Annotated in this window: 19 protein-coding genes; 11 read left to right on the top strand and 8 right to left on the bottom strand. The window is 63.0% G+C overall.

Features of this window, described 5'->3' with window-relative positions:
• Positions 1 to 7 precede the first annotated feature (7 nt).
• The 4 genes from LC531_RS11090 (at position 8) to LC531_RS11075 (ending at position 5,681) form a co-directional block, all read left to right on the top strand.
• Entirely contained in the window at positions 8 to 2,788 is a 2,781-nt protein-coding gene (locus LC531_RS11090; RefSeq protein WP_223650359.1) for a hypothetical protein, read from the top strand.
• 62 nt (positions 2,789 to 2,850) lie between these two features.
• Positions 2,851 to 4,158, top strand: coding sequence for a hypothetical protein (locus LC531_RS11085; protein ID WP_223650358.1), 1,308 nt, complete (start codon positions 2,851 to 2,853; stop codon positions 4,156 to 4,158).
• Complete coding sequence (locus tag LC531_RS11080) at positions 4,155 to 4,640, top strand: hypothetical protein (RefSeq protein WP_223650357.1); 486 nt, start codon at positions 4,155 to 4,157, stop codon at positions 4,638 to 4,640. Before LC531_RS11085 ends, LC531_RS11080 begins: the two co-directional genes overlap by 4 nt.
• Positions 4,641 to 4,658: 18 nt before the next feature.
• Positions 4,659 to 5,681, top strand: coding sequence for a tetratricopeptide repeat protein (locus tag LC531_RS11075; RefSeq protein WP_223650356.1), 1,023 nt, complete (start codon positions 4,659 to 4,661; stop codon positions 5,679 to 5,681).
• Here LC531_RS11075 and LC531_RS11070 read toward each other — a convergent pair.
• Positions 5,635 to 7,143, bottom strand: coding sequence for an ATP-binding cassette domain-containing protein (locus tag LC531_RS11070; protein WP_223650355.1), 1,509 nt, complete (start codon positions 7,141 to 7,143; stop codon positions 5,635 to 5,637). The two genes, LC531_RS11075 and LC531_RS11070, sit on opposite strands and share 47 nt — an antisense overlap.
• Before the next feature lie 114 nt (positions 7,144 to 7,257).
• Here LC531_RS11070 and LC531_RS11065 point away from each other — a divergent pair, with 114 nt between their 5' ends.
• The 5 genes from LC531_RS11065 to LC531_RS11045 all read left to right on the top strand — a co-directional run bounded on the left by LC531_RS11065 (position 7,258) and on the right by LC531_RS11045 (position 10,384).
• Positions 7,258 to 7,869 carry an outer membrane beta-barrel protein gene (locus LC531_RS11065; protein ID WP_223650354.1) on the top strand — a complete coding sequence of 204 codons (612 nt, stop codon included), beginning with the start codon at positions 7,258 to 7,260 and terminating at the stop codon, positions 7,867 to 7,869.
• A gap of 127 nt (positions 7,870 to 7,996) precedes the next feature.
• Positions 7,997 to 9,097, top strand: coding sequence for an AAA family ATPase (locus tag LC531_RS11060; protein WP_223650353.1), 1,101 nt, complete (start codon positions 7,997 to 7,999; stop codon positions 9,095 to 9,097).
• 102 nt (positions 9,098 to 9,199) lie between these two features.
• Complete coding sequence (locus LC531_RS11055; RefSeq protein ID WP_223650352.1) at positions 9,200 to 9,592, top strand: hypothetical protein; 393 nt, start codon at positions 9,200 to 9,202, stop codon at positions 9,590 to 9,592.
• A 62-nt stretch (positions 9,593 to 9,654) separates the two neighbouring features.
• Positions 9,655 to 10,188, top strand: a complete 534-nt coding sequence (locus tag LC531_RS11050; protein WP_223650351.1) for a DUF2071 domain-containing protein — start codon at positions 9,655 to 9,657, stop codon at positions 10,186 to 10,188.
• A 31-nt stretch (positions 10,189 to 10,219) separates the two neighbouring features.
• Entirely contained in the window at positions 10,220 to 10,384 is a 165-nt protein-coding gene (locus LC531_RS11045) for a hypothetical protein (RefSeq protein WP_223650350.1), read from the top strand.
• 65 nt (positions 10,385 to 10,449) lie between these two features.
• Here the strand turns inward: LC531_RS11045 and LC531_RS11040 are convergent, their stop codons facing one another.
• From LC531_RS11040 to LC531_RS11025, 4 genes are all read right to left on the bottom strand, one after another.
• Positions 10,450 to 11,190 carry an SDR family NAD(P)-dependent oxidoreductase gene (locus LC531_RS11040; protein WP_223650349.1) on the bottom strand — a complete coding sequence of 247 codons (741 nt, stop codon included), beginning with the start codon at positions 11,188 to 11,190 and terminating at the stop codon, positions 10,450 to 10,452.
• A gap of 37 nt (positions 11,191 to 11,227) precedes the next feature.
• Complete coding sequence (locus LC531_RS11035) at positions 11,228 to 11,899, bottom strand: hypothetical protein (protein ID WP_223650348.1); 672 nt, start codon at positions 11,897 to 11,899, stop codon at positions 11,228 to 11,230.
• Positions 11,900 to 11,937: 38 nt separating this feature from the next.
• On the bottom strand, positions 11,938 to 13,320 hold the full coding sequence (locus tag LC531_RS11030; RefSeq protein ID WP_223650347.1) for a sensor histidine kinase: 1,383 nt from the start codon (positions 13,318 to 13,320) through the stop codon (positions 11,938 to 11,940).
• Positions 13,321 to 13,411: 91 nt separating this feature from the next.
• Positions 13,412 to 14,107: a response regulator transcription factor gene (locus LC531_RS11025; RefSeq protein WP_223650346.1), complete on the bottom strand. Its 696-nt coding sequence runs from the start codon at positions 14,105 to 14,107 to the stop codon at positions 13,412 to 13,414.
• A gap of 306 nt (positions 14,108 to 14,413) precedes the next feature.
• Between LC531_RS11025 and LC531_RS11020 the strand changes: the two genes are divergently transcribed.
• Together LC531_RS11020 and folB are read left to right on the top strand one after the other, a co-directional pair.
• Positions 14,414 to 14,989, top strand: coding sequence for a SixA phosphatase family protein (locus LC531_RS11020; protein WP_223650345.1), 576 nt, complete (start codon positions 14,414 to 14,416; stop codon positions 14,987 to 14,989).
• A gap of 168 nt (positions 14,990 to 15,157) precedes the next feature.
• A complete protein-coding gene (gene folB, locus LC531_RS11015) occupies positions 15,158 to 15,529 on the top strand; it encodes a dihydroneopterin aldolase (RefSeq protein WP_223650344.1) in 372 nt (123 codons plus the stop codon).
• Positions 15,530 to 15,557: 28 nt separating this feature from the next.
• Here folB and LC531_RS11010 read toward each other — a convergent pair whose 3' ends face one another.
• The 3 genes from LC531_RS11010 to LC531_RS11000 form a co-directional block, all read right to left on the bottom strand.
• Positions 15,558 to 16,454: an NAD(P)H-binding protein gene (locus LC531_RS11010; protein WP_223650343.1), complete on the bottom strand. Its 897-nt coding sequence runs from the start codon at positions 16,452 to 16,454 to the stop codon at positions 15,558 to 15,560.
• Between the two features lie 111 nt (positions 16,455 to 16,565).
• A complete protein-coding gene (locus LC531_RS11005; RefSeq protein ID WP_223650342.1) occupies positions 16,566 to 17,378 on the bottom strand; it encodes a helix-turn-helix domain-containing protein in 813 nt (270 codons plus the stop codon).
• Between the two features lie 17 nt (positions 17,379 to 17,395).
• Positions 17,396 to 18,307 (bottom strand): oxidoreductase, encoded by a 912-nt coding sequence (locus LC531_RS11000; protein ID WP_223650341.1) that lies wholly within the window; start codon positions 18,305 to 18,307, stop codon positions 17,396 to 17,398.
• Positions 18,308 to 18,412 lie beyond the last annotated feature (105 nt).

The raw sequence follows: 18,412 nt of genomic DNA, 5'->3' as shown, positions 1-18,412 counted from the left end.
TGCCGGCATGTCCCGCAAGCTTCTGGCCCTGCTGGCGGCGGCGCTGGTGCTGCTCTCGCTGGCCACCTACGTTTACTACCGCCGCACGCTGGCCGCCCGGCCCGTGGACCCCTACGCCCTGGTGCCCGCCGATGCCGTGCTGGTGCTGGCCACCCGCGACCACCCCGCCCTGGTGCGCCACTTGCAGGAGGCCGGCGTGTGGGACAACCTCACCGGCGTGCGCTACTACCAGCAGGTGGCCGGCCAGCTGGCCCTGGCCGATAGCCTCGACACCGGCGGCCGGCCCGCCACCGCCCGCCGCCGCGGCCTGCTCGATTTGTTGGGTAATAAGCTGGTATTGACCTCGCTGCACGTGACCGGGCCGGGCCAGGTAGACGTATTATACCAGATTCCGCTGGCCAGCGTGCGCGAGTACCGCCAGGCCCGCGGCCTGCTCGAAACCCTGGCCCGTGACCCCCGCTACACCCTGAGCACCCGCAACTACGAAGGCTATGAGCTGGAAGAGCTGACGGCCCGCGCCGGCGGCCGGCTCACGGTGCTCAACTACCGTAATCACTTGCTACTAAGCACCCACGCCCCGCTGGTGGAAGCCGTGGTACGCCGCCTCGGCCACCCCGGCGCGCCCACCGTGCGGGCGAATTTCGCCAGCCTCGACCTGCTGCGGCTGCCCGACGTGGACGCGACCCTGCTGGTGAGCTTCCGGCGGGTGCCGGCCCTGCTCGACGTGCTGTTTCGGCCCGGTACCCACGCCCAGCTCGACCAGGCCCTGGCTCTGGCTCAGGATGGCCTGTTGGGCCTGAAATTCGGCCCCGGCCAACTCACCCTTACCGGCTTCGCCAACCCTGAAACGGCCGCCGGCGCGGGGCCGCCGGGCGGCGCGCTCGCCCCGCCCCTGCACGCCCTGGCCGACGTGCTACCCCTGCGCACGGCGCTGGTGCTGGCCGTGGCCGGCTGGCCAACTCCGGCTCGCCCGCTGGCCCCTACCCCCTCCTTAGTCCCGGACTCGGCTGCCCGCCCCGTCGCCTACGAGTTTGCCCTCGACAGCCTGCGGGCCAGCCTGCTACCGGGCGGGGCGCTGGCGTATCTGGCCGCGCCCGCGCCCGGCGTGTTGCCGGCCCAGGTGGTGGTGGTGCGGAGCCGCGCCCCGGCCCGCACCGCGCACTGGCTGGCCCGGCTGCGGCGGCTGGGGGGCGCGTCGCCAGCTTTTGGCCGGGTAGGGAGCTACGAGGTGCAGGCGGCCGGCTTCGAACTGACGGCGCTGCTGGGCACGCTGGCCGAAAGGGGGGGGGTAGGTCCGGCCCCTGCCCTGCACACGGCGCTAGTAGATAACTTCTTGATGATGAGCGATGAAGCTGGCCTGCGCCGCTACCTGGGCGACCTGGCGGCTGGGCAGGTGTGGAGCCAATCGGCAGCCCAGGTGGCTTTGCTTCAGCAAACCCTGCCCGCGGCCCGCCTCACGGTGCTGGCCGACGCCCGCCAGGGCTGGAACACGCTGCTCAGCTACCTGGCCGAGGACCGCCGCGCCAGCCTGTTGCGCAACGAGAGCCTGATTCAGCACTTTCCGCAGGTGGCCTGGCAGCTGCTACCCCCCGGCCCGGCCGCCACCTCTGGGGCCGGGGCCGATGCCCAGTATTTTGCCCAATTGCTGCTACGCCACCCCGGCCGCGCCCCGGCCACCGACTCGGCCACCGGCGGCGTGGGCACCCGCTTTGGGGCGGCGCTGGCGGGCCAGCCGCTGCTGCTGCCTGCCGCTGAGGGTGGCGCGCCCGGCCCCGTGCTGGTAGCCGACTCGTTGGGGGTGCTGCGCCTGCTGCCCGCCAGCTCCGCCGCCCTGCTCTGGGCCGATAGCCTGCCCGGCCCCGTGGTGGGCCTGGCGCGCCTGGCGCGGGGCCGCCTGCTGCTGGCCACCGCCCACCGCCTGCACTGGCTCAGCCCCACCGATGGCCAGGAGGCCCCCGGCTTCCCGCTTAATATGCCCGATTCGGTGACGGTGGCCACCGTGGTGGCGGCCGGTGGCACGTCGCCCCGGCTGGTGGTGGCCACGGCCAACCAGCAGTTGTGGCTCTTTGATACCAACGGCCGCCGCTACCCCGGCTGGCCCCGCCGCCTCGAAGCGCCGCTGGCCGGCCCGCCCCTGCTGCTCACCGTGGGTGGGCGCGACGTGGTGGTGGCCGCCCTGCGCAACGGCTACGTGTATGCCTTCGACCAGGCCGGCGAGCGCTACCCCGGCTTCCCGGTGAGCGCTGGCGCGCGCCTCGACGGCCCGCTACTGGCTACGGCCGGCCCCACCCTGGCCCGCAGTCAGGTGCGCCTCGTGAACCAGCACGGCGAGCTGGTGACCATTAGCCTCAGCGGCGACCTTATCAGCCGCCGCCGGGTGGCTACCTGGAGCCGCGGGGCCAGCTTCCGCCTCGTGCCGGACGAGGGGGGTAGGGCCGGCTCCTTCGTGGTGGTGCGCCAGGACGGCGGCCGGCTCGACGTGTTCAGCCCCGGCCGGGTGGCCCCGCTGCTGAGCCGGCAGCTGCTCACCTCGGGCGACAAGCCGGTGCAGTGGTTCGACTTTGGCCTCACCCACCAGGTGCTGGCCCTCACCGAGCCGCTGCCGGGCCAAGTAAGCCTCTTCGACGGGTTGGGCCGGCCACTGGGGGGCGGCTCTACCCCCGCTCCGGCCGCCCAGCCCAGCACCGGCACCGGCGTGGCCCTGCGCTACGATGCCGCCCGCCGCCGCTACCAGCTGCTGCGCTACGTGGGCCGCGAGCTGCGCCAGGACGAGGTGGGGGCGGAGTAGTTATCCAAAATGCCGATATTTACTGCAAACCTCTTTAGCAAGCCATTCCAGGCTTAGTAGTTATGGCCGTCTACACGTATCCCGTTACTGATAAATTCCAGGCCCGCGCTGTCACGGAGCCGGACTTTGAGCCGGACTTATTTGGGGATGGGGGTAGCGAGAAGCAATTGTACGTGAATTTTGATGACGTGCGGGGTACCGACTTTCGGTCGGATGTTTTTTATTCCTTAGGGGTGGAAAATTGTCGGTTGGTAGCACCCACCGATGACTACCTCAAAATTATCTGCTCGGGCCACCGCGGCTGCGGTAAAACTACTGAACTCCGCCGTCTGCACGCCGACTTAAATCACCCTGACCGCTATTTCTCCATCTTCCTGAGTATTGAGGACGAGATGGAATACGGCTCCCTTCAGCCCGAAGACATCTTTGTTTGGATTCTACTCAAGCTAGTGGAGGCAATTAAGCAGTATGATATTCCGACCAGCCACTCCGGCTTCAATGATTTGGCGCACCAGCTTCTGTCGGGCGAGGCCATTGAGAAAGAATTGAAGCACACGTTTGACACCGAAGTGAGTGCCGAAACGGGTGGGGCACTCAACTTTCTGAGCCTGTTTAAGCTAGGACTGGCGGCCAAGGCGGTGTTTGGGAGCACCAACGAAACTTCGACCAAAATCAGGGAGGAGGTGCGTAAAAACCCCTTAGCCATTATCACTAAGATAAACGCCTCGTTGATGGCTATGCGCCAAGCTGTGCGCGACCAAGGGCTGGGAGCCGATATTCTCTTCATCATCGACGGTTCCGAAAAGTTGCGCTTCGAGGTGTACGAGTACTTGTTTATCAAAAACCCCAACTTGTTGCAAACGCTCGCGCTGAACATGATTTTGGCGGTGAGCATCGACTCCTATTATAAAATCGAAACCGGGCCGGGCCAGAATTTTTCGCACAGTCACATCATTCCCATGATTAAGCTGGAAGGCCCTGGTAGTGAGGCCGACCAGTGTTTTCGCCAGGTAATTGAGCGCCGCCTAACTACGGACTTATTCTTCGGCCCCGAAGTGCTGGATGAATGCGTGCGGCGCTCGGGCGGTTGCATGCGCCAACTCCTGCGCATAGTCAACGCCGTGATAGTGAAGGCCCAGGGTGGGCTGGCCTCGCGGGCAGTGGCCGATAGTGCCATCCGAGGCCTGGGCAACACCATGAACCAGCTACTCACCAGCAAGCACCTCGAAACCCTGGGTAAGGGCCTGCATACCCTGCGCCCTGGCGATGCCGAAGTGCGGGAAATGTTATTTCAATTAGTCCTGTTAAAATACAACGGTCACCTGAAACTCAATCCGCTCCTGGAAGGCATTATCAGCGTCCCCGCATGAATACTCTGGCCGCCCCCTACAATGAAACCGCTACCACCGAGGAGTTAGTCTTCGCCCTGGCTCGGCGCGACCAGCCTACCGTGGCCTTTGTAGAGTGCGCCAGCCTGGCGAAGCGCAACGAGCTAGAAACTCTGCTTGCCGCCCGCCTCCCCGAGTATCAGTTTTACACCCTCGATGTTACGCCCTTACCCGTGGTATCGCTGTTGCGCACGCTGGGCGAGCAGTTGCCGGCTGCCGTGCGGGAGTCGCCTTCCGTCAGCTACGTGGTCAACGTCCACGGCCTGGAAAACAGCCTGCTTATCAGCCAGGATGGCCAGTTGGTACCCTCGCTGCTCACCGCCCAACTTAACCTGGAGCGCGAATTACTCTTCCATAACGTACCCTATATCATTATCTTATGGGGAGATGCTCATTTCTTCCGCACCCTTCAGCGCGAAGCTCCTGACCTCTGGCACTGGGTCGCCTACCATTTTCGCTTCTAGGACCATACCGCCCGCCCGGTGGATTCTTTTCCTCCTTTGCCGCCCGAGCGGTTGCCGCAAAGAGGAAATATCGAGGAAAGGCAGGTGCGGATTACTGAGTTGGAAGACCGGTACGCGCACTTGTTACTGGATAATAGCGATAAGAAGCGGCTATTGAAAGACAAGGCTAATATTCAAAAATTACTGGCAGAGGAGTATACAGAAGCATTTGCTTACGACAAAGCAGTGGAAGCTTATAAAAAAGCTATTGCTTTACAAAAGATTCTGCTGGCGAATAATGAAATACAAGGAGAATTACTGTTTAATTTAGCAATGGTATATCATCGAAATCAGCAATTCGATAATTCCCTGGCTCTCTTCCAAAATTGTAAATTAATTTCTACCGAAGAAAATTATGGTGTTATTTACCACGGGATAGGAGTGGTTTACGCAGAGCAAAGGAGCTGGTCATTAGCTCTACTAAACTATCGGCAAGCATTAAGTTGGAATAAAAAAGTTGGTAAACTCCAAGGGCTAGGAACTACCCATTTTCAGATAGGGATTCTTTACGTGGAGCAGGAAGAATGGGTGCTAGCGCTGTACCATTATCGTAAATCCATAACTCTAGACCAGGAAAGTGGCAACGAATATATGAGGGGCAGTACTTATAGTCAGATAGGTAAAGTATATGCAAAGCAGTATCAATGGGGCTTAGCATTAGAAAACTTTAAACAAGCAGTACTTTGGAAGCAAGAGCATGGAAGTGAATTTTCTGTAGGTATTACGTATTATCAAATAGGTCAGGCGTATCAGGAGCAAGGAGAAAGTAACTTAGCGTTAAAGGCTTATCAAGATGCGCTCGAATGGGACACGAAAACGGGTAATGATATACAGTTGGGTACTATTTGCTTTCAAATAGGAACTGTGTATGAGCTGCAAGAGAAGTTTAGTGAAGCGCAAGAATGGTATGAAAAGGCTATGATAAATTTGGCTCGTTATGACCATCCTGCCCATCCTATCGCGGCGGCTGCGCTAGGTCGCGTGTGGGAGGCGCAGGATTAAAAGGCAGCTCCAGCACCCGCGTTACGCTGCCGGGAATGTCGGCCGCGTGGTGGCTCACGTACACCAGCGCCACCGGGCTCAGGGCGCAAATAACGTCCAGCACGGCCCGGAAATAGGGCTGCTGCGCGGCATCGAGGCCCTGGCCGGGCTCGTCGAGCAGTAGCAACGGTGGGTTTTTGACCAGTGCGCGGGCTACCAGGCACAGGCGCTGCACGCTGGCTGGGGCCTGGCGCAGCGGCTGGGCCGCGTGCTCGGCCAAGTGCAGCACGGCCAGCCACTGGCGGGCTTCGGCCAGTTGGGTGGGGGTAGGGCGGCCCGGCCCCAGCGTATCGGCGAAGCCCGAGGCCACCACTTGCAGGCAGGTGGGCTGGCCGGGGAAATACTGCAGCAGCTCGGGCGAGGCGTAGCCGATGCGCCGCTTGATAGCCCAAATGCTCTCGCCCGTGCCCCGCCGCCGGTCGAAGAGCGTGATTTTTTGGCTGTACGCCTGCGGGTTGTCGCCATTCAGTAAGCTGAGTACCGTGGACTTGCCCGCGCCATTTGGCCCCAGCAGCGCCCAGCGCTCGCCGGGCTTGATTTCCCAATTCAGCTTATCCAGAATCAGCCGCTCGCCGTAGCGCACGGTCACGTTTTCGAGCTTCACGAGGGTGGTGAACGCGGGCGGTGCGGGCGGCCACAGCGCCCGCAGGGCAGCTTCGTTGGGTAGTGAGGGGGTAGGGGGCGCTGGGGGCACGTAGTCGGCGGCGGGCCGCAGGTGCCGGATTTTGCCCCCTGCCAGCTCTACCACGTGGGTGATGAGGGCTGGAATCTCGGCCGGCGCGGTGGCCAGTACTACCGTGGCTCCGGCCGCCGCCACTTCGGCCAGCAACGCGCCAAAATTAACCCGGCTGGCCGCGTCGAGGCCGGCTAGTGGATTGTCGAGTAGTAAAAGCAGGGGGTTGCGCAGCAGCGCTTTAGCTAGGCGCAGGCGCTTGGTTTCGCCGTTGGAAAGCTGAATGAGCGGCTGGTCTTGCAGCTGCTCCAGGCGCAGGCGGGCCACCACGCGGGCGTAGGTCCAGGCCACGCCGGGCGCGGGCGGCGTAGCCGCCAGGTACTCGCGCACGGTAGGCACCTCGGCGGCCGTGGCCTCGAAGCGCTGCTGGTAGTAGAGTTCGCTACCCCCCGGCCGCGCCCGGAAGGGCGCGCGCGGCCCCACCAGGCTCACCACCTGCCGCCAACTGGCCAGCGGGTCGGCGGGGTGGCGCTGGTGGGCGGCGGCCGCCAGGCCGGGGTAAGTGGCCGCGCCGCCCGTGAGCAGCAATTGCCCGGCCAGGGCGGCCAGCAGCGCGCTTTTACCCGCGCCGCTGGGTCCCACCAGCGCCAGGTGCCGGCCAGGCTCTACGCGCAGGCTAAGGTCGGGAAACAGCACCCGGTTGAGGTGCCGCACGGTTACGTGCTCGAAGCTAACCAGCAGAAGTGCCATATATAAAAGTAAGGCGCAGTAAAAGCGGGCGCAGGCCGGTGTGGAAAGCCCAGGGCCGCGCGCGGCTACTATATTAGGCCCGCGCCGCCAACTTTCCCGGCGCGCTAAAGCGAGATGCGCGAGTGGGTAGTGCTGATGGTAGTGGCCGGTTGGCCGGTAGGCGCGCGTGCCCAAGTGCTAGCGGCTAAAGCGCCGCCGACGGTGAGCTGGGGCGGCCGGGCGGGGCTCACGTATGCCAACACGGACTTCAACGCGGGTAGTCCGCCGCCGCCTACCCCCCTGGCTACTACCTGGCGGCCGGGCTTCACGGCGGGCTTCTGGGTGAGCATCGCGCTGCCCCACCGCTGGCTGCTGCGGCAGGAATACAGCTTCGAGCAGCTGAGCGGCGAGTTGGTGGGCGGCCCCCGCTACACCCTGCGCTACCTGTCGCTGCCGCTGCTGCTGGGCTACTATGTGCACCCCAGGGTGCAGCTGCTGGCCGGCCCCCGGTTCGACCTGCTGGTGCAGGCCCAGCAGCAGCTAAATGGCCAGACCACCGACATCACCCACGACACCGAGGAGCGCGGCTTGGCGGCCACGGCTGGCCTCGAAGTAGCCCTGAGCCGCCACCTGGACCTGGGAGCCCGGTATATGCAGGGGCTCAACCACATTGGTATCGGGCAGCGCTCAGCGGTGCGCGAGTTCAAGTTTGAGGCCGTGCAGCTGACGACCAGCGTCCGGTTTTAGGGCAGGAGGGGTGGGGTAGGAGGAGCTGTCATTGCTTGTCTGTGAAGCAAGGACAGTTCCTCCTACCCCACCCTATTCCACCTGCCTCCCCCTTTACCCCACCTGCCCTCTCATCTCCCTACCTCTTATGCCTACCCTACCTTCTTCCCCTACGGCCGCGCTGGGCCTCGTCGTGGGCAAGTTCTGGCCACCGCATTGGGGCCACCAGCTGCTGCTCGAAACCGCCGCCGCCCAGGTGGCCGAACTGCTGGTGCTCGTGTATGCCAACCCCGACGACCTGCGGCATCCGGCCCCGACGCGCGCCGCCTGGCTGCGTGAGCTGTACCGGGGCGACGATGCGGCCCTGGGTCCGCGCATCGGCCCTACCCCGCTGCGCATCATCGCCCTCACCGCCGAAGCCGATGCCCTGCCCCCCGATGCTGCCCCGGACCTCATCCACTGCGCGTTCGTACGCCAGTGGCTGGCCCACCACGGCTACCAGCCCAGCGTAGTTTTCAGCAGCGAAGCCTACGGCCCCGGCCTGGCCGCGCACCTCGGCGCAGCGCACGTGATGGTGGATGAGGCGCGTCGGCAAGTACCCGTTAGCGGCACCGAATTGAAGTTGGAATTGGGAATCGAGATGGAAGAATTACCAGCTGAGAATCCCTCCATCTTCACGCTGAATTCCACTTTAATTCACCCCTTTGTGGCGGCGCAGTACGGGGCGGTGCCGCCTACCCCCGTGCCGCGCCTGGTGCTGCTGGGGGCCGAAAGCAGCGGCAAAACGACCCTCTGCCAGGCGCTGGCCGAGGCGCTGGATACCGCGTGGGTGCCCGAATACGGCCGCATTCTGCACGAGCAAAAAAACGGCGCGCTCGCCTACGAGGACCTGCTCTACATCGGCCGCCGCCAGCTGGAGCTGGAAGATGCCGCCACGCCCCACGCCCGCGGCTGGCTCTTCTGCGACACCAACGCGACTACCACGGCGCTGTATTCCTACTATTATTTTCACCGCTGCGACCCCGCCCTGCAGGCCCTGGCGCGGGTGTGCCGGGCGCGCTACGCCCGCACCTTCGTGTGCCGGCCCACGGTGCCCTTCGCCCAGGATGGCTGGCGCGGCCCCGAGGCGCTGCGCCAATTTCAGCACGGCGCCATTCTGATGCAGCTGGATATGCTGGGCATTCCGTATGTTTTGCTCGATGGCTCAGTGGAGGAAAGGGTAGCGCAGGTGCGGGCGGCGTTGGGATGAGTAAATAAATTGTGTAAGTAAAATCTTTATCAATACAAGTTGCATTACGCCAGACTTGTAATTAAACTGGATTCCCTCTGAGCGTAATTAATTATTTAAACGATGTCTGCTCAACTCATTCGATGGAATAAGAAATATTATGAAGATTTAGGCGAAAAAGATGAAAATGGTTTTTTTGACTACGCCTATTATTATTTTATTTATTCGTTTTATCTGCCTGATAAAGAAATAATTAGAGTGCGTCAATACGCCGATACGCTAGGGGCGTGTCATCTGTTTTTATACGGAGATTGTTTGAGAAAGCAAATTAATGAAGTTCCACCGGAGGAAGTAGCGTATATCGCAGCTGTAGTCAACTTTATTCGTGCGACTGGGAAAGTGATTGAATTTACCTATTTCAATGGCAGTTATATACCCCTTGATTTGAAGAAGTTGAAGAGCAACTTAACTGACTTTTCTTTCATAGAGATAACTGATGAGTTAGAACAGTCTTAAAACATTCGTCTAAAAGACCCGTCTTACTAGCTGCCGCAGCTTTACCGGCTGCTCCCGCTGCCATGAAAATTCCGACGCTGCACGGTATCATCGACCGGCGCATCCTTATCAACTTCACCGCCGACCCGGCCGATGTGGCCCGGCTGGTGCCCGCGCCGTTTCGCCCCAAGCTCTACCGGGGGCGGGCCGTGGTGGGCATTTGCCTGATTCGCCTCCAACACATCAAGCCCAAAGGCTGGCCCGATTTCGTGGGGGTAGCGTCCGAAAACGGCGCTCACCGCATTGCCGTGGAGTGGGACGAGGGCGGCCAGGTGCGGGAAGGCGTGTACGTGCCGCGGCGCGACACCTCTTCGCGGCTGAATGCCTGGGTAGGCGGGCGGTTATTTTCCAGCAAGCATTTTTTGGCCAAATTCAACGTGGTTGAAACCGGAAAAGACTACCATGTAGATTTTACCAGCTCCGACGGCACCCACCTCGCTATTGATGCGCAAGCTGCCCCGGCCTTCGCCCCCGATTCTATTTTCGGCACGTTGGAAAACGTCTCCGATTTTCTGGAGAAAGGCGCGGTCGGCTACTCGCCTAACGGCGCAGTTTGACGGGCTGCGGCTGGCTACGTATGCCTGGCGGGTGCAGCCCCTGACCGTGAGCGCGGTAACATCCAGCTTTTTCGAGGATGAAAGCCAGTTCGCCAAAGGCTCCATTAAGTTTGATAATGCCTTACTGATGACGGGTATCGAGCACGAGTGGCACACGTTGCCCAGCAAGCCGGCGCGCGCGCCGGCCACGGCTTAGCATGCGGCTGGCGCGAGTACACTGCGTTAAACTCGCGCCAGCATTTGCCAGAGTTCAGCGCTTGGCTACCAATTATTGGCCTTCTGGTAGGCAAAGAAGCCACCCGTTGGCCCGTCTTCATCCAGACAGGCTAGCCACACAGCCACTTTGGCCCCGTACTCGACGGTGTTGGGCGCGTCGGGGCCGCCCATGTCGGTCTGGGTGCGGCCGGGGTCGGCGCTGTTCACCTTAATGCTGGTGAGCCGCAGCTCTTTGGCCAGCAGGGTAGTAAACATGTTCAGGGCCGCCTTCGAGGCCGAGTAGCCCAGGGGCGTGGCCGCCGCCAGGCGGGGGGTGGTGTGCAGGGTTTCGCCCATCGTGGCAAACGAGCCAATGGAGCTGGACATATTCACGATGCGGCCGGCCGCGCTCCGGTGCAGCAGCGGCAGGCACGCCTGCGTAACGGCCACCTGGGCCACGAAATTGGTATTCAGGTAGTGGTGCAGCAGGTCGGGGGCAATTTGCGAGGGGTTCTGATTTTCGCGGGTGAAGTACACCGCGTTGTTGACCAGCACATCGAGCCGGCCGTAGTCGCGCTCGACCGTGGCGGCGGCCTGGGCCACGCTGTCGGGCAGCGTAATATCGAGCGGCAGGTAGTGGGCCCGCAGCCCTTCGCTCACCAGCAGGGCGGCGGCGGCCCGGCCGGCGGCTTCGTGGCGCGCCCCCAGCAGCACCAGGTAGTGGCGCTGGCCGAGCTGGCGGGCAATTTCGAGGCCCAGGCCCCGGTTGGCCCCAGTAATGAGGGCGATTTTGGGAGAGCTTTCCATAATAATGACGTTCTTTTTGGCTGGTTGTCCTTGCGCTCTAATCAGTAGATGAGGCCGCTAAAAAAGCGATGGTGTCCGTGCGGGCATCATAAACCGTCCAGCAAAACGCGCCCCACCACTCCTGGCCGTCCTCGAAATAGTTGGACCAATCATCGGACCAGGTGAAAATAGTGAGTGCCCCCGCGTCGGCCGGCTGACGCACGCCCAGAAACAAGGCCAGGTAATCGCGCAGCAGCTGGTCGTAGAATTGGGTTTCGCTCGCCGCGTACTCGGCGTTGGCGAAGCGGCCGGCCCTGGCAAAGCGCAGCCCATAGGGCGGGTTGAGCAGGGCGTAGGCCAGGCCCTCGGGGTTCATATGGACGATAGAGTGGCTGCCGGGCGAGTAGTTGAAAAGTCGCAGCTCACGGGTGGCCAGGTCGTAGCCAGGGCCAATAAAATCCGCGAAGCAGACGCGGGTGCCCCGCGGCTCAGGCTCGGGAAAAATGCGGATAGTGAAGCGGTTCGGCGGGGCGGTGGCCGGGTCCCCGTAAAACCGCTCCAACTGGTCGGCCAAAATCGCCATGCCGGCTTGCGTGGCCGCTAGCGAGGCCGCGTACACATCGGCCACGGGCTGGTCAGCCGCTAGGATAACCGTGTCCAGCACCACGCCAAGGCCGCGCAGGTGAAACTGCTGCTGCTTAGCGGAATAACTAATTTCGGTCAGGCGCATAAGACGGTGGCGGCCCGTTGCTGACCACTGGCCGCAACTTACGCAAACTCCAGCACGAAGGCCGTGCCCCGGCCCACCACCGACTCGGCCCGCAGGGTAGCGTGGTGAAAGGTGGCGATGGTTTGGGCGATGGGCAGGCCCAGGCCGTAGCCCTCGGGCGCTTTGGGGCCGGTAGCGTGGAAGCGCCGGAAGCGGTCGAAGAGCAGCGGCAGGTTTTCGGCCGCGATGCCGGGGCCGTCGTCCTCCACCCGCAGCTGGTAGCCGCCGGCGGGGGTAGGGCGGCCCAGCACCCGAATCTGGCCGCCCTCATTATTGTACTTAACGGCGTTGGAAAGCAAATTACGTAGCAGCGTGTGCAGCAGCGTGGCGTTGGCGCGCAGCACCACGTAATCGGGCTTGAGGTCCACGTGCAGCTCAATTTCGCGCTGCTGGCGGCGGTCGTCCAGCTCCTCGGCCACGTCGCGCACGGTGCGGGTCAGGCTCACGTTTTCGTCGCGCAGGTACTGCTCATTTTCGATGTTGGCGATGAGCAGTAGGGTGCGCACGGTATTACGCAGGCGGTAGAGCGTGCGCTGGCTTTCCACTATCTGGCGGGCGTGCGGCTCATCCAGGGTGGGGTCTTGCAGCATGTTCTCGAAGCGCGATTGCAGGATACTGGTGGGCGTGAGCAGCTCGTGGCTCACGTTGCTCATAAACTCGCGCTCCTTCTCAAACGAAGCTTGCAGCTGCCGCATCAGGGCCGAGAGCGAGTCGTCGAGCTGCCGGAAGTCGGTCGTGTCCGTATCCAAGCGCTGAAACGAGAACTCGCCCGGCTGCCGGATGCTACGCAGCTTGCGCGAGAGCAGCTCGCGCAACGGTCCCAGCGAGTAGTGGGCAAAGGCTGCGTCGGTAAACACCGTAACGAGCACGCCGGCCGCCAGCACCCACAGCGCTAGCCGCCGCAGCGTAGTGGTAAGCAGCTCCACGGTAGCTAGGGACGAGCCGATTTCGAGGCGGTAGCGCCGGGGCGCGGCCCCGTTGGGAGTGCTGGTGCCGCGCGCTGGCACCCGCAACGGGGCCACGTAGCTCAGAATCCGGAAGTCTTCTACCTGCTGGCCCACCTGCCGGGGCTCCTCGAAGATACGCTCGGTGGGCGGCCCGGCCTGGCCGCTGGGGTAGGCCGGTAGGGGCGTAATGGTGATGTATTCCTGCTTGAGAATATTGTAGTCGGCGTAGCTCTCGTCGCGCTCAGTCCGCAAAAACTGCGTCAGCCCGTCGCGCTCAATGAGCTGCTGCAGCAGCTGCTTTTTCTCGCGCAGGTGCTGGTCGGTGTGCACGATGGCCACGCGCTGCACCACCGGCGGAATCAGCAGCGCCCCCAGCAGCACCAGCAGCAGCTTGGAAAGCCCATTAAAGAGGCCCAGCTTGGTTTCGAGTCTCATATGGTAATTAAGGTAAGGGGTAGTAAGGCGTTTGTCCTTGCGAGCGCAGCGCTCGCAAGGACAAACGCCTTACTGCCTTTTACTCACTGACCTACACCGCCCGGTAGCCGATGCCGCGCACCGTCTCAATAAAGTCGGGCGAGCCGAATTGGGCCAGCTTCTTGCGTACATTTTTGATATGCACATCGATGTAGTTCGAGTCCGAATCGTCTTCCAGCACGTTGCCCCACAGGTGCTCGCCCAGCTGTAGGCGCGTGAGCACCCGGCCGCGGTGCAGCAGCAAATAATGCAGCAAATCGAACTCCTTTTTGGTAAGCGGCACCTCGGGGCCGGGTACCTCGGGCGTGCTGCCGTAGCGCACGGTGCGGGCCGTCACATCGAGCGCGAAACCATTGCCGAAGGTAATTTCCGACCGCTTCAGCCCAAATTTGCGCCGCGTGATAGCCTGCATCCGGCTGGTCAGCTCCAGCAGTGAAAAGGGCTTGGGCAGGTAGTCATCGGCCCCCAGGTCGAGGCCCTGGATGCGGTCGTCGAGCGCCCCGCGCGCCGTGAGGATAATAAATGAGGCCTCCTGCTTCTCGTTTTGGCGGGCCGCCCGCAGCAAATCGAAGCCGTCGCCGCCCGGCAAGCCCAGGTCGAGCAGCACGAAGTCGTAGGAATTCACATACAGCTTTTCCGACGCCTCGGCGTAGGTGTAGGCCGAGTCAACCAGGTACTGCGCCTGGGTCAGAAACTGGCGCACCTCCTGATGGAGGCTTTTTTCATCTTCGACGAGAAGCACGTGCATGGCAGAGTGGGGTAGGGGTGAAGGGAAAATGACGGGGCAATATTGGGGCCCTGCCCGTTAGGCAAAGATGAAGATTTGCTGTTTGTTTGGTGAAGATGAAGAAATAACGGAATAGCGTCCCGCGAGGCGGTTTGTTTCCCGAAAAAAATCATTTGCCAGCAGAGCGCAGTCAGTAAGTGTCCGCGCCGGGGCCGTTAATGGGGCCGCCCCGCCGGCGCAGGCTGGTTGCGCGCCGCGCCTCAGGGCTAGCGGTTATCTTTGGTGAGCGCGCTACCTGGCCGAGCGCCTTCAAGTAATTGATTGTCCATGAAAATCAGTTTTTTGCCCTTGCTTATCAGCCTGCTGCTGGGCCTGACGGCAAGTAGTCACGCCGCGTCTAAGCCGCCCGTTACCACTATTTACCTCGTGCGCCACGCTGAAAAGGACCCCACCGCCGGGGCCGACGACCCCGCCCTGACGCCCGCCGGCGAGGCCCGCGCCCGGCTGCTGGCCAAGCGCCTGGCCCGCCGCCACCCCGCCGCCCTTTTCACCACCGATACCCGCCGCGCCCGCGCTACGCTGGCCCCACTGGCCCAAGCTGTTGGCCTGGTGCCGCAGTCGTATAATGCCCAAGCTCCCGACGCGCTGGCTGTTCACATTTACCAAGACTACGCGGGCAAAACAGTGGTTGTGGTGGGCCATTCCAACACGTTGCTGCCCCTGCTCAAGGCCTTGGGCGTGCAGACCGCCCTCACCGAAATTAAGGACGCGGAATACGACTACCTCTTCAAAGTAGAGCTGCGCCCCAACGAGCCCGCCCGGCTCAGTATGAGCCACTACGGCGCAGCCCCGGTGCCTACCCCCCCGGCCGCAGTGGGCCGTCCAATGGGCCAGACGCACTGATGGTTATGGGGCTCTTGGCTCCTGCCTAAATAGCCTTAGTAGTGCCTGCTGTTACGCAATAAGCAGCAGCGCGATTTTTGTAAATCGCGCTATTCCCCTGAAGCCGCTTCCAGAAAGCAACGACGTAACAGCAGCTAGTAATCAAAACGAAAGATAACCGCTAAAATTATGGGCCAGATTTCGCTCGAAGGACTCGAATTTTTTGCCTTCCACGGCTACTACGACGAGGAGCAGAAAATCGGCAATAAGTACGGGGTAGACCTGCGCCTGCGCACTGACCTGCACGCCGCCGGGACCTCCGACAAGCTGGCCGAAACCGTGAACTACGAGGTGCTCTACCGCGTGGTGTTCGAAGAAATGCAGCGCCCCGCCCGCCTGCTGGAGCACCTGGCCCACCGCATCCTCGACCGCGTGATGCAGGAGTTCGGGCAGGTGCGCCGGGCCGAGGTGAGCGTTTCCAAGTTCAACCCGCCGCTGGGCGGCATCTGCCACCGGGCGCGGGTCACGCTGGCCCGCAAGCGGAAGGTAGGGGTAGGGTAGGGGCGTTTTCAACGCTGGCTGGCCCCGGCTATTGCTGCCCGGTGCGCTGGTAGGCGGCCGCGAACTCCTGAGCAAAATCTTCCAGCTTCACCTGGCCCAGGGCGGGCTTGTGGCGCTCATAATCCGCGCCCAGTTGGCCAGTGCGCAGGCTGATGTAGATGTCCACCACGCCATCGGCAGTGCGGGGGGGTAGGCCGTTTCGGAGGAGGTTTTCGCGCATTTGCTTGTCCGAAAATTCCACCCAATGCAGGTCGGGCCGGCCGATGGCGGCCCCCAGCACGTGCGCTACTTCGTCGGAAGTTCGCTCGTCGCTGGCTACGTAGCGCACGGTGCGGCCGGGCGCGGCGGGGTTAGTCAGCTCTGCGGCGGCAGCAGCGGCAATATCGCGCGGATGCACCAGCGCTCCCCGGTGGCTGCCCGCGATATTGGCTCCCAGGAAGCCGGCGTTTTTTATAAGGCCCAAAAACCCGTAGTAGTTGGTGTAGAAGGTGGTAGGGCGCAGGTGCGTGAGCGCCAGGCCGGGCACCGCCGCCAGGATTTCCTCCACGTCGTGCGGCCCCAGGATGTTGCCGGTGCCGTGGTCGCGGTCGGCTCCCCAGCTGCTGAGCTGCACCACCCGCGGCACGCCCGCCCGCCGGATGGCCCGCGCGTAGTGGCGGCCGAGGCGCTGGAAATAGCCCCGCAAATCGGGCGCGGCAAAGTTGGGCGGCACCATCGCGTACACGGCATCGGCCCCCGCGCAGGTGGTGGCCAGGAAGTCCGCGTCTTCCAGCGAGCCGATGGCGGCGGTGGCCCCCAGGGCCGCGATGGCGGCCCGCCGGGCGGGGCTGCTGCTGATAACCGTAACGGCGTGGCCCTGCCCCACCAGCTCGGTGGCCAGCGGTTGGCTGATGTTCCCGAGGGAACCAGTGACGATAATTTTCATGGCGCAAAGGTCCGCGTTGCCTACCCCGGTGCGAAAGGGCCAAACGGCGGAAAAAGCGGGCCCAAGTGCGGCAATCGCGCAGCGGACGGCTGATGGCGGAGGCTGGCTTGCCTACCCCCCCAGCCGGGACGGAGCCAGCCCGTAGGCTTTTTTGAAGGCAAACGAAAAGTGCGACAGGTCCTCAAAGCCCACTTCGAGGTACACCTGCGCCGGCGTTTGCCCCTTTTCTAACAGCAGAAAGCGGGCTTCCCGCAGGCGGCGCTGCACCAGCCAGCGGCTGGGCGGCTGCCGGAACAGCCGCGCGAAATCCCGCTTAAAAGTAGCCAGGCTGCGGCCCGTCAGGTACGCAAACCGGCTCAGGTTCACGTTGAAACGAAAGTTCTTTTCCATGAACGCGGCCAGGTCAAGCTTCCCCGGCTCGGCAAAATCGAACAGCACGGCTTGCAAAGCCGGCGTGGCTTGCAACAGCAGCAGCGCCGCCTCGCGCACCTTGAGGTCTTGCAGGGGTAGCGGGAAGTGGACCAGCTGCTGGTAAGGCCGCAGCGACTCGAAGTAGCTCTCCAACAAGGTGTTGGGAGTCAGCGACCAAATAGCCGGGGCCGGTGGCGCGTGCCCCGCCGGGTAGCCTTGCTCCTGGCTGAGGGCCTGGAGCACCGATTGGCCCAGGCACACGGCCACTGTGCGAAAATCGCCCCCGCTGGCCGGGGGCTGCTTCGTGAACTTAAACAGGTGGTTGCGGCGAATCAGCCGGAAGGAACCGGGCGCGAACACGTGGGTTTGGTCACCGTCGCTGACCACCGTTTGCCCGGCCAGCTGGTGGCTGAACACGTGCTGCGGCACGAACTGCTCGCCCGTCCGGCGGCAGTGGCCGTAGCAGGCATAGCTGATGCGAGAGGCCGCCGCCGGGCCTAAAGGAGCAGACATGGACAGAGCGCGGGTCGTTACGTCGGAAAAACAAGGCCGGTGGCCTGCTCAGCGAGCTGCCAGAGCGCCTGGGCTACGGGCTCGTTCAGGGCGTGCGGCGCGATGCTGGCTTCGGCCGGGTAGCCCCGGAAGCCGCCGTTCTGGTCGGGGCTGTAGAGCTTGCCGCCTGCGGCCTCGGCGGCGACGGCCGCGTAGAGCGAAGTCAGGGCTCCCTGCCAGGGTTCCATTGCTGGGCCGCCCCAGCGCGCCTCGGCGGCGGCCAGGTACTCGGGGCTGATGTCCTTGACCCAGGAGGTGCGGTTCGCGCCGGGCTGGGCGGCGAGCGACTGCACCCGCCCATGTATGGCCCTAATCCGGCGCTGAAGTTCCAGGGCAAACAGCAGGTTGGCCAGCTTGCTCTGTCGGTACTCGCGCAGGGCGTCATACCCGTTTTCCGACTGTAAATTAGCGAAATCGAGGCGGCCGTCGAGGTAGCCCATGCTGGTCACGGTCACCACCCGCGCGCCGGGCGTATGGTTGAGCAAGAAATACAAATGGCCGGTCAGGGCAAAGTGCCCCAGAAAATTCACGCCAAACTGCAGCTCGTAGCCTTCGGCGGTAGTGCTGGCAAGCGGCGGGGCCAGCACGCCGGCATTATTGACCAGCACGTGCAGCTGCGGATACTGCTGCCGAAAAGCGTCGGCAAACTGGTGGACCTGGCGCAGGCTGGCCAAATCCAGCTGCGCCACGGCCAGCGTGCCGGCGCGGCCGGGTTGCTCTTGCATGGCCGCCTGGGCCTGCCGGGCGTTGTCGAGGCTGCGGCAGGCCAGCACCACGTGCGCACCGGCCCGATAAAAAGCCAGCGCCGTTTCGTAGCCAATCCCCGTATTCGCCCCCGTAACGAGAACAGTTTTGCCAGTCAGGTCCGGCATATTCTGCGTAGTCCACATCGTATATGTGCGAGTTGATTGCCCGGCAAAGGTCCGGGTGAATGCGAGGGCTAGCTTTGTTGAGCGGCTCAAAAACCATTTGTTGAGCGGCTCACTTTTGCGACG

The sequence above is a fragment of the Hymenobacter psoromatis genome (assembly GCF_020012125.1).
Classification (GTDB): Bacteria; Bacteroidota; Bacteroidia; order Cytophagales; family Hymenobacteraceae; genus Hymenobacter; species Hymenobacter psoromatis.
The sequence above is the reverse complement of the archived record's forward strand: the minus strand, read 5'-3'. Positions and strand labels throughout refer to the sequence as shown.

Coding starts and splice junctions, on each gene's coding strand:
- LC531_RS11090 (WP_223650359.1), top strand. CDS start 8: ATGTCCCGCAAGCTTCTGGCCCTGCTGGCGGCGGCGCTGGTGCTGCTC.
- LC531_RS11085 (WP_223650358.1), top strand. CDS start 2,851: ATGGCCGTCTACACGTATCCCGTTACTGATAAATTCCAGGCCCGCGCT.
- LC531_RS11080 (WP_223650357.1), top strand. CDS start 4,155: ATGAATACTCTGGCCGCCCCCTACAATGAAACCGCTACCACCGAGGAG.
- LC531_RS11070 (WP_223650355.1), bottom strand. CDS start 7,143: ATGGCACTTCTGCTGGTTAGCTTCGAGCACGTAACCGTGCGGCACCTC.
- LC531_RS11065 (WP_223650354.1), top strand. CDS start 7,258: ATGCGCGAGTGGGTAGTGCTGATGGTAGTGGCCGGTTGGCCGGTAGGC.
- LC531_RS11060 (WP_223650353.1), top strand. CDS start 7,997: ATGCCTACCCTACCTTCTTCCCCTACGGCCGCGCTGGGCCTCGTCGTG.
- LC531_RS11055 (WP_223650352.1), top strand. CDS start 9,200: ATGTCTGCTCAACTCATTCGATGGAATAAGAAATATTATGAAGATTTA.
- LC531_RS11050 (WP_223650351.1), top strand. CDS start 9,655: ATGAAAATTCCGACGCTGCACGGTATCATCGACCGGCGCATCCTTATC.
- LC531_RS11040 (WP_223650349.1), bottom strand. CDS start 11,190: ATGGAAAGCTCTCCCAAAATCGCCCTCATTACTGGGGCCAACCGGGGC.
- LC531_RS11035 (WP_223650348.1), bottom strand. CDS start 11,899: ATGCGCCTGACCGAAATTAGTTATTCCGCTAAGCAGCAGCAGTTTCAC.
- LC531_RS11030 (WP_223650347.1), bottom strand. CDS start 13,320: ATGAGACTCGAAACCAAGCTGGGCCTCTTTAATGGGCTTTCCAAGCTG.
- LC531_RS11025 (WP_223650346.1), bottom strand. CDS start 14,107: ATGCACGTGCTTCTCGTCGAAGATGAAAAAAGCCTCCATCAGGAGGTG.
- LC531_RS11020 (WP_223650345.1), top strand. CDS start 14,414: ATGAAAATCAGTTTTTTGCCCTTGCTTATCAGCCTGCTGCTGGGCCTG.
- folB (WP_223650344.1), top strand. CDS start 15,158: ATGGGCCAGATTTCGCTCGAAGGACTCGAATTTTTTGCCTTCCACGGC.
- LC531_RS11010 (WP_223650343.1), bottom strand. CDS start 16,454: ATGAAAATTATCGTCACTGGTTCCCTCGGGAACATCAGCCAACCGCTG.
- LC531_RS11005 (WP_223650342.1), bottom strand. CDS start 17,378: ATGTCTGCTCCTTTAGGCCCGGCGGCGGCCTCTCGCATCAGCTATGCC.
- LC531_RS11000 (WP_223650341.1), bottom strand. CDS start 18,307: ATGTGGACTACGCAGAATATGCCGGACCTGACTGGCAAAACTGTTCTC.